Origin of the sequence: Mesorhizobium sp. M7A.F.Ca.CA.003.01.2.1, from assembly GCF_003998945.1 — a bacterium.
GTDB lineage: Bacteria > Pseudomonadota > Alphaproteobacteria > Rhizobiales > Rhizobiaceae > Mesorhizobium > Mesorhizobium ciceri.
The window spans coordinates 1-9652 of the sequence record NZ_RZRA01000080.1; the positions used below are offsets into that span (position 1 = coordinate 1).

Here is a 9652-nt window from a genome sequence, read left to right on the forward strand (position 1 = left end):
ATCGCGGGCTGCGGCCTAAAACGAACGGGTTGCAGTTCGGCGATTTCGCCATTCTGGCAGATCCGTCCGGACGGCTGATCCGTCTTTTCGGAATCGAGCCACCTGGCCTGACAAGCGCGCTGGCGCTGTCGGATTGGGTTGTCCAATTTGTCGGAAAGACGAACTTCTTCTTGCTTTAGCCCTTGACCGCCCCAGCGGTCATGGATCCCGATATCTGCCGATACATCACAAGACCCAGCAATGCCGGCGGCAAGGCGCCCAGCATCATGACGGCGGAAGCGGTTCCCCATTTTACGCCACCGCCGCTCGCGGCGAAGAAGAAGGATGCGCCGACCGTCATCGGCACGGCACGACTGGTTGTCAGCATGAGGCCGAAGAGGAATTCGTTCCAGGCGGTGATGAAGCCGAAGATGAAGGTTGTGACGAGCGCCGGTCGGATGACGGGCCGGACGATCATCATCATCACCTGCAAGGAACTTGCGCCATCGACTTTCGCCGCCTCGTCGAGTTCGACTGGTACATCTGAAATCGCGTTTACCAGGATGACGAGTGCAAGCGGCGCGTTGACGATGGTCAGGATGAGCCCGAGCCCGATCCGCGTATCGAGCAGGCCCAGCCACTGGTACATCATGTAAAGCGGGATCGCGAAGATGATCAGCGGCACGGCGCGAAGATTGATGACGATCGGCAGGACCAAGCGCTTTCCCGCCTCGCTGCGCGCGATCGCATAGGCAGCCGGGAACGCGAGCACGATCGCAAGGCCGGTTCCGATCAGCGCCGCCACGGTGCTGTTCAGCAGATAGGCATAGATGTTGAAGCGGCTGGTCTGCGTCAGGACCTCCAGATAGTTGTCGAGCGTCGGCTGGCTGATCCACAAACCGGGGTTCGTCGAAAGCTCGCGCTGGCTTTTGAGCGATGTGATCAGCGTCACGATAATGGGGAAATTCATCGCCAGCACGGCGATGGCAAAAACGATCCAGCGCAGTGCCCCGGCCATCGTCAACGCTTCCTGCGGCCGGCAAGCCGGTTAAGGCAGTGGAGAACGATGAACGACGCCATGAACAGGACAACCGAGGCGGCGACCGCCTTGCCAATAGCCCCTTCCTTGAAGAAGGCTTGGTAGATGTAGATCGACAAGGACGTCGTTGAACCTCCTGCACCACTGCCGGTCAATGCATAGACATTGTCGAACACCCGGAAACCGTCGATGAAACGGATGAAAAACGCGATGACCAGCGTCGGCTTCATCAATGGCAGGTCGATCCACCGGACGATCTCAAACGGTGATGCGCCATCGAGCGAGGAGGCTTCGCGCACGTCGAGCGGTATGGCCGAATAGGCCATGTAGAAGAGCAGGAAGGCGAAAGGCGTCCATTGCAGCGTCTCCACGACGACAAGGGTGCGGAAGGCATTGTTGATGTCGAGGAAGGCCGGGCTGTCACCGAACCATTCGAAGAGATAGTAGGGGACGGGGCCCGCAAATTCATGCAGCACCAGCCGGTACATGAGACCGACCATGGCCGGCGCGACCATCAGCGGCAGCATCAACGGCGCCATCAGGACTGGTCGCTTGCTCAGAAGCGGTGCCAGGAAGATGGCAAGGAAAAGACCGATCAGACATTCCGCTGATGCGGTAAGAATACCGAAGCGCAGAGAGAACCAGGCCGAGCTCCAGAATTCGCGGTCGTTCAACACCGCGACATAGTTGCTGAAACCGCTCAACACCGGACTGCGCAGCGTCTCGAATGTGACGGCCGAAATGGAATAAATCAGATTGACGATCGCCGGAAAGCCGAGGAACAGCAGCAGGAAGCCGACCAGCGGCGTCAGATACATCCTGCCTTCGGCACGTGTCACAAGGGCCATGTCGATCCGCCAAACGCGCCGGACGCCGAGCTCGACCCGGCGTCCGGCAAATGGTTCATTTCTTGAGAAGGTCCTGCATGCCCGCCTTGGTGTGGGCGAGCGCATCCTCGAGGCTCTGCTGGCCGGACCAGTAGCCGGTAAACTCCTTTGCCTGCAGCTCATAGACCGGGAGCGCACTCGCGGACGTCGCACCGGTCATGACATAGCCGTACTTGCTGGCGAATTCGCCGAGCTTGACGAGATCGGGACGTTCCTTCGCAACCTTGGCGACGACATCGGGAGACAATGCCGGCGAACCGCCGCTGCGCGCATAGAGCAAGGCCGCATCCTCGGTGGCGAGCCACTTCAGGAACTTGACGGCGCCTTCCTTGTTCTTGGCGTTCTTGTTGAGGCCCAAACCAAGGCCGTGGATATGATCGGCGCGTCCGTCGGGACCTGCCGGCGGCGCGACGATCCCGGTCACCTCGGCGACCGCCGGAGATTTTTCGGTGCTGGTCAGATCCGCCGCCGCGGCATTCCACTGCAGTGCCGTCGCGGCCTGACCGGATGCGAAGGCCGCGTTGGTTTCCGCATATTCGTAGCTCAGCGAATCCTTGGGCGATGACCCGGCATCATAGAGTTTCTTGTAGAGCTCGAGGCCGGTCTTGTAGGCATCGGAATCCACCGTGACATTGCCGTTCTTGTCCATCCAGTCGCCGCCGTAGGAGCGCGGCAGGGACTGGAAGACCATCATGTTGAACAGCAGGTTCTTCATCTGCAGGACCGTGCCGTAGCGCACCGGGCTGTCGGGGTTCACCTGCTTGGTGAAATAGAGGGCGGTGGCCGCCCAGTCGTCCCAGGTCCAGCTGTCCGGGTCCTTCGGCTGCAGCGGCTTGCCGAGATATTTCTGGGCGATTTCACCATAGGTCTTCTTGGCGGCGTCATCCCTGCTCAAGGCGTCGACGAGATCCTTGCGGTAGTACATGAAGTGCAGCGAAAGGTCGGTCGGCACGCCGTATTGCTTGCCGTCGAACTGCATCGTCTTGAGAACGGATTCGCCGAAAACCTTGGCCGCATCCGCGCCAAGATCGACCGGCTCCATATAGGGCGCGTAGCGACCGAGCGAGTAGGTGGCGACGAGATTCACGTCGAAGGCGTTGGATCCGGCCGCCATGTCGGCCTGCAGCTTGTCGTAAAAGCCTTCGCGGTTGAAGAACAGCAGCTCCACCTTGTCGGCATCGCTTGCCTGCTTGTTATAGGTTTCCACGGTTGCCCGCAGTGCGGTTTCCTCGGACCCGCCAGGCCAGCCGAGCACGGTCACGGTTGCGTTGGCAAAGGTCGGCAAAGCTGTCCCCGCGAGGAGGGTGGCCATAAGCGCAAAAGACGTCCTGCTCAATTTCATGATCGTTCCCTTCTTTTTTGATGATTTTTGCATGGCATGACCGGCGGCGCCGCTACTTTGCCCATTCGGCAAGATCGGCAACACCGATGACGCCGGCGTGGCCCGCGAGCTTCGCCGCAACGAGATTGGAGGAAAGGCGCGGTGGAACCTCGCCCAGATGCGCGCGCACCCGGTCGAGATAGCCATCGGCAAGACCGATGCTGCCGCCGATGACGATCGATTTCGGATCGAACATCATCTGAATGTCCCGGCACAGCGTCGCGACCCGCGAGGCGCTCCGCGAGACGATGGCGTCGGCCCAGGCCTCGCCCTTCAGCGCAAGCCCGAACACATCGGCGGCATCGGCCTTGAAGCCGGCCTTGAGGGCCTGCGAAGCGATCCAGCGGCCGGAGGTGCTGTCTTCGAGCGGGGCCTGGTCTTCAGACAAACCACGGATCAGACCGAAGTGACCGGCAAGACCGGACAGCAATCGGCCGTTGCAAACGATGCCGCCGCCAATTCCGGTCGAGATGGTCAGAAAGACGATGTCGCGACCTTGCCCGGCGCCGAATTTGTATTCGCCCCAGGCGGCTGCCTGGGCATCGTTGAACGCACAGACGGGCTTGCCGAAAACAGCGGATGCCCTTTCGACCAGCGGGTAGCCGTCGGGAATGCCAAGCGTCGCCGGATTCAACGCCGACCAGCGTCCATCGTGCACCAGCCCCGTCACCGCAATACCGATACGACTGAAGCGGCTTGACCAGGCCGACGTGCTTTGCGCAAGGGATGCCAGCCAGGCGTCGGGTCCAGCCTCTCGCGCGGTAGGCACGATCATGTCCTCGACCACCTTGCCGCCGCTGACCAGCGCGGCCATGGTCTTGGTTCCCCCGATGTCGATGCCCAGCACGGTTGGGCCAAGCACGGTTTGCGTGCCCCTTGCCGCATAGGCCCCGGAAATCGCCTGGTGGAACCACGAGGTGACGTGCTCGGTACGGGTGATCGCCGATCCGACAACCACGGCACAGGCGCCGGCGCGCGCGGCGGCGGCCGCCTGCTCCGGCGACCGGATACGCCCTTCGGCGATGACGTAGGGGCTCAGGGTTCGCATTTGAGCGATGAGGGCAATGTCCGGATCCTCCGGCTCCGGCCCGCCGACATAGCCGGAAAGCGTCGTGCCGACGAAATCGACACCCGCGGCAAGGGCCCGGCGCGCATCGTCAAGGCAAGAGCAATCGGCCATGGTCAGCTTGTTCCTGGCCTTGACGGCTTTCACAAGCGCTTCGACAGGAACGGGACGGACACGGTCCGTCGCATCGAAAGCGATGATATCGGCGCCCGCCTCGGCCAGCGCCTCGACATCGGCCAGATAGGGCGTGATGCGCACGGGGCTGTCGGTCAGATCGCGCTTGACGATACCGATGATCGGCTCGCGGACGGCCAGGCGGGCGGCCGCGACATAGGGCACGGATTCGATGCGCAGGGCCTTGGCTCCGGCTTCAAGAGCGGCCCTGGCAAAGCCCGTCACGAATTGCGCACTGTCCATCGGGCCGCCGGGAACCGGCTGGCAGGACACGATGAGACTGTTGGCGATGTCTTCCCGCTGCACGTCGGCACTCCCCTGTCGCCATCACGATAAATGGAAAATACCAGATTACAACCAGTTCATAACTGGTATTATCTTTGCAGCTCGAAGACGAAGTCGTAGACGTCTCCCTTGTAGCGTGTCTCGCAGTATTCCACGATCTGTCCGTCGGCGAGAAAGCAGCGGCGCTCGGTCATCAGCAGCGGTGCGCCCATCTCGCAATGAAGGTGTCTTGCATCCTCCAGCGATGCGCCGCGCGAGCGCATGCGCTGGATTGCCCTCTGAGGCAGGAAGCCGCGTGCATCTAGCGCTTCATAGAGGGAGTCCTGAACCATCTCGGGCGAAGGAAGGAAGCGAACCGGCACGGCCGAGACCTCGACGGCGATCGGCGCGCCATCGGCCGTCCGCACGCGGCGCATGCGGATTACATTGGTGTTTGCGGCAATACCCAAAGCCATCATTTCGGCTGGCGATGGACGGCTTATCTGTTTGGAAAGCCATAGGCATCCAGGCTTCAGGCCGCGCGCCAGAATGTCCTCCGAAAAGCTCGTCAGCGTCGAAAGCGATTTTTCGACCCGCGACCCGATCTCGGTTTTGGAACCATGCCGGCGATTGAGCTGCCCTTCCTCTTCGAGCAACGCCAGAGCTTTTCTCACAGTGACACGCGAGATCGACAGGGCTTCCGCCAGAACCCGCTCGCCCGGCAGAACCGCGCCGGCCTTCAAAGCGTTGGAACGGATCGCTGCCTCGATCGCCGATTTCAACCGTCGGTAAAGCGGCACATCGGAGGCTGTCGCTTCCATCTCCCGACTGACAAGCCCGATCAGGTTCACGGTTGTCATTGCTCTTCCTCCCGCGCGAGAAGCACCCAGGATCAAAACATTCCTGACTGGACCCATACTGGTATTATCAATCCGGTGCAAACGTCCCGCGGGCGGTGCCTCGTCCGCGCCGTCAGCGCACCACGGCCCCTCAGCGAACCCGCGGTGACAGCTTCATGGAGATGCGATCGCAGGCAGCACGCAGGACCTCCAGAGTAAAGGCATGGCGGCTTTCACGCGTATGGCGATTGATATAGGCGACGATAATGGAGGCGACGGCGCTGCCGTCCGGTCCGATGACCGGACAGCAGATATCGGTGATGCCGACGAAATCACGGCTCTCGCGCATCCAGTAACCGTCCGCGCGGATGGTACGAAGCTGCTTTTCCAGCGCCTCTCGATCCAGCGGCGCCGGCGAATGTGCCGCACATTCGTCGATCATCCGCGTCGCGACCTTTGGCGGCTGGAAGGCAAGGATCACATGGCCGGAGGTCGCGTCGGTGGCCAGGCGGCCGTAGCCGAGGCGCAGCGTGAACGCCATGTCCTCGCCGCCGGGAACGGCCGCGGTCACGACAGTCAAGCCATGATTGAAGACGACCAGGTGCGGCGACTGATTTGAGTCCCCGGCAATCCGCGTCAGCTCGGGCATTGCGGCGGACATGAGATCCTGAGCGCTCGGCGTGTGCAGCCCCAGCTTGAAAAGCTTGTCGGTCAACGAATAGGCGTCGGTCTCGGCGTTGCGCTCGATATATTGACGCTCCTGGAGCGCGATCAGCATCCGGAAAATCTCATTCTTCGAACGACCGAGGCCTTCCGCGATCTCCTTCATCGTCAAGGGCGCTCGCGCCTCCGCCAGCAGCTCCAGGACATCCAGACCCTTCGTCAGCGCCGGGGCCGAATAGGTCGGTTTGCCACTCTCTTTTGCGTCATCTGCCATTCGAAGAATCCCCGGTGGTCCACGCACGATAGAGACAAGAAATCGGAATTGCCATTGGTTTTATATCCAAACTTGACACCATATATAAAACTGACATGATGACGGGGACAATGAATTTCGAGGCCGAGCCGATGACCGTCCAGAGACCAGCAAACACTGTCCGCGCGACCATCACGCCCCGGAACAACAGTGTTTACACGTCGGTCGATTTCGATCGCGAGGGCAAGCAGATCGGCTTCTTCCATGTGCCCCAATCGCCGCACGACGATGCCTGGGGCACGGTCCGCGTTCCGCTGGCCGTCATCAAGAACGGAGACGGTCCGACGGTCCTGATCGAGGGTGGCAACCACGGCGACGAATATGAGGGGCCGATCGCGCTCGGCGAGCTTCTGCGCGAGATCGATCCACGGGATATAGCCGGTCGCATCATCGCGATTCCGGCCATCAACATTCGGGCCGTCGAGGCCGGCACCCGCACCTCCCCGGTCGACGGGTTGAATTTCAACCGCAGTTTTCCAGGCGATTTCAACGGCACGCTGACAAGCCAGATAGCGGCCTATGTGCATGACATCCTGTTTCCGAAGGCCGACTATTTCCTGGATCTCCACTCCGGCGGTTCGTCCCTGATGATCCTGCCGAGCGCGATCATCGAGCCCTCCCCGACCGCGCAGGGGCATCGCAAGAACATCAAGGCGACGCTCGCCTTCGGGGCGCCGACCGTTGTCATGGTCGACAATCTCGGTGAAACCCGGACCTCGACCGCGTCCGCCAATCACCAGGGGCTGATCGTCATCGGCAGCGAGATGGCCGGCGGCGGCCTTGTCAGTCCGGATGCGTTGGCCATCTGCCGCAGGGGCATCCGCAATGTGCTGAAACATGCAGGCGTCCTGAAGGGCGCGCCTGACATTGCCCCTGGCGCCAACGCACGCGTGCTCAAGGTGCCCGGAAGCGAAGGCTATCTGCTTTCCGAGGAGGACGGTGTCTTCGAACCCTTGAGCCCCCTCGGCAGTGCCGTCAGCAAAGGCGACCTTGCCGGACGCATTCACTTCCTCCACACGCTGTCGCGCGCGCCCATCGATCTCCTTCACCCCATCGACGGCATCGTTTTCGCCAAGCGTCAACCCGGCCGCGTGCGCCCGGGGAATTGCTGTTTCGTGCTGGCCAACGAATATCCGGAGGCACTGACCGATGAGCCATGAAGACATCATGGCGGCTGCCCGGCGCATTGCCCCCTTCATACGGCGCACCCCGGTCGTCAAGCTCGACCATGCCACGGGCGCGAACCTCCAAAATGATGTCTATTTGAAACTCGAATGCCTCCAGGTGAGCGGCTCCTTCAAGATCCGGGGCGCCACGAACCGGGTGAAAACGCTCGAGCCGGGCCGGATCGAAAACGGACTGGTCGCCGCATCCGGCGGCAATCACGGCCTGGCCACCGCCTATGTGGCTGCCCGGGCCGGCGCTCCCGCCACCATCTACCTGCCGAACAATGCAAGCCCGCTGAAGGCGGAAAAGCTGCGCAAATGGGGCGCTGACGTTCGCTTCGAAGGCAAGGTCTGGGATGAAGCGCATGAGGCTGCATTGGCCGAGGCAAAAGCGCGCGGCGCCTTCTACATGCATCCCTTCGCCGATGCGCAGATCGTGTCCGGCCAGGGAACCGTGGCGCTGGAGATGGTCGACCAGATTCCCGATGCCGACATCTACATCGTCGCGATCGGCGGAGGCGGCCTCATCAGTGGCATGTCCGAAGTCCTGAAGCACGTCAAACCCGACGCCAGGATCGTTGGTGTCGAGCCGACCGGTTCACCGACCCTTCACGCCTCCCTGACTGCCGGCCGTGTCGTTCGCTTGCCCGAGATAACGACGAAGGTGGCGACCATGGCCTGCGGCCGCACGGACGAAAGTATCTACGAGATCGTCGCCAAGCACGTCGACGACATCGTCCTTGTCGAGGATGCGGACATGCAGAAAGCCGCTGAATTGCTCTGGTTCGAATTCGGCATCGCCGCCGACCTCAGCGGCGCGGCATCGCTGGCCGCGTTGATGAGCGGAGCTTTCAAGCCACCGCGCGGCGCCCGCATCGCCGGGCTTGTCTGCGGCGCCGGTGTCGAAGGCCTGAACGGCTGAGGTCGAGAAAGGCCGGTCCACGCAAGACGCGGCCCGACATGGATACGGCACGAGTGCCGCGGAATACCGCCGGAATGCCTGTCGCTGGGACGGTCGTCGTGCGGGACATGAAAAAGAGGCGAAGAATCGTCCTGTCGCAACAAGAGGAGAACTGAAACATGCGCATTTCCCTGAAAGCATCCATTGCTCTGCTTGCACTCGCCATCGCAACGCCCTCGCTTGCCGCGGAAAAGGTTCTTGGACTTGCGGCAATCGACTTGCAGAACTCCTTCTTTGTCCGCATGAAGGAAGCCGGCGACGTGGCTGCCGCCGACTATGGGGTGAAATCCACCTGGCAGAGCGCCGAGGGTAGCCTGGAAAAACAGGTCAGCATCATCGAGAATTTCATCAATCAGGGCGTCAGCGCGATCCTGATCGATCCGATCGACAAGAACGCGGTCATTCCGGTGATCCAGAAAGCCACTGCCGCCGGCATTCCGGTGATCACCATGGGCAACAAGGTCGAGGCAGGCTCGAACTATTCGACGCTCTATCCGGACTACGACAACATGTCGATGGTTGCCCGCGCGCTCGGCAAGTCGCTTGGCGGCAAGGGCGAAGTCGCCCTGCTCGTCGGTTCGCGTGGCAACTTCGTGTCCGACACGCGCGAAAAAGGCTTTGTCGAAACCCTGAAAAAGGAGTTTCCGGACATCAAGGTCGTCGGCATCGAGCCGACCGGCTGGGACGCAGCCAAGGCAACGAATGCCGCCCAGACATGGCTCACCACCTATCCGGACCTGAAGGCCATCGGCTGCATCTCCGACAGCCTTTGCCTGGCAGCCGATTCCGTTGCCAGTTCGATGGGAACCCAGCTGCTCTACGGCGGCTATGACGGCGACGCCGAGATGAAGCCGCTGATCGACGACGGCAAGATGGTGATGGACGTGCTGACCGGCGCCTATCGTGTCGGCTACTGGAAC

9 protein-coding genes are annotated in these 9652 nt (G+C 61.7%); 3 read left to right on the top strand and 6 right to left on the bottom strand.

Annotated elements, in window-relative coordinates; all coding sequences use genetic code 11:
- Window positions 1-175 precede the first annotated feature (175 nt).
- From EN969_RS05775 to EN969_RS05800, 6 genes are all read right to left on the bottom strand, one after another.
- A complete protein-coding gene (locus EN969_RS05775; RefSeq protein ID WP_027160930.1) occupies window positions 176-997 on the bottom strand; it encodes a carbohydrate ABC transporter permease in 822 nt (273 codons plus the stop codon).
- Between the two features lie 2 nt (window positions 998-999).
- Window positions 1000-1866, bottom strand: a complete 867-nt coding sequence (locus EN969_RS05780) for a sugar ABC transporter permease (protein ID WP_013530442.1) — start codon at window positions 1864-1866, stop codon at window positions 1000-1002.
- A gap of 55 nt (window positions 1867-1921) precedes the next feature.
- Window positions 1922-3217 (bottom strand): sugar ABC transporter substrate-binding protein, encoded by a 1296-nt coding sequence (locus EN969_RS05785; protein ID WP_244514326.1) that lies wholly within the window; start codon window positions 3215-3217, stop codon window positions 1922-1924.
- 82 nt (window positions 3218-3299) lie between these two features.
- Complete coding sequence (locus tag EN969_RS05790; protein WP_082826518.1) at window positions 3300-4832, bottom strand: putative N-acetylmannosamine-6-phosphate 2-epimerase; 1533 nt, start codon at window positions 4830-4832, stop codon at window positions 3300-3302.
- A 68-nt stretch (window positions 4833-4900) separates the two neighbouring features.
- Window positions 4901-5650 (bottom strand): GntR family transcriptional regulator, encoded by a 750-nt coding sequence (locus EN969_RS05795; protein ID WP_027160933.1) that lies wholly within the window; start codon window positions 5648-5650, stop codon window positions 4901-4903.
- 130 nt (window positions 5651-5780) lie between these two features.
- Window positions 5781-6566: an IclR family transcriptional regulator gene (locus EN969_RS05800; RefSeq protein WP_013530438.1), complete on the bottom strand. Its 786-nt coding sequence runs from the start codon at window positions 6564-6566 to the stop codon at window positions 5781-5783.
- Window positions 6567-6661: 95 nt separating this feature from the next.
- On the opposite strand from EN969_RS05800, the gene EN969_RS05805 reads away from it, so the two are divergent.
- From EN969_RS05805 to EN969_RS05815, 3 genes are all read left to right on the top strand, one after another.
- Entirely contained in the window at window positions 6662-7765 is a 1104-nt protein-coding gene (locus tag EN969_RS05805; protein WP_244514328.1) for a succinylglutamate desuccinylase/aspartoacylase family protein, read from the top strand.
- Complete coding sequence (locus tag EN969_RS05810; RefSeq protein WP_013530436.1) at window positions 7755-8693, top strand: threonine/serine dehydratase; 939 nt, start codon at window positions 7755-7757, stop codon at window positions 8691-8693. The genes EN969_RS05805 and EN969_RS05810 overlap by 11 nt, the downstream gene beginning before the upstream one ends.
- Window positions 8694-8851: 158 nt before the next feature.
- Window positions 8852-9652: sugar ABC transporter substrate-binding protein (locus tag EN969_RS05815; RefSeq protein WP_127419019.1), on the top strand; the 801-nt coding region annotated here is incomplete at its 3' end.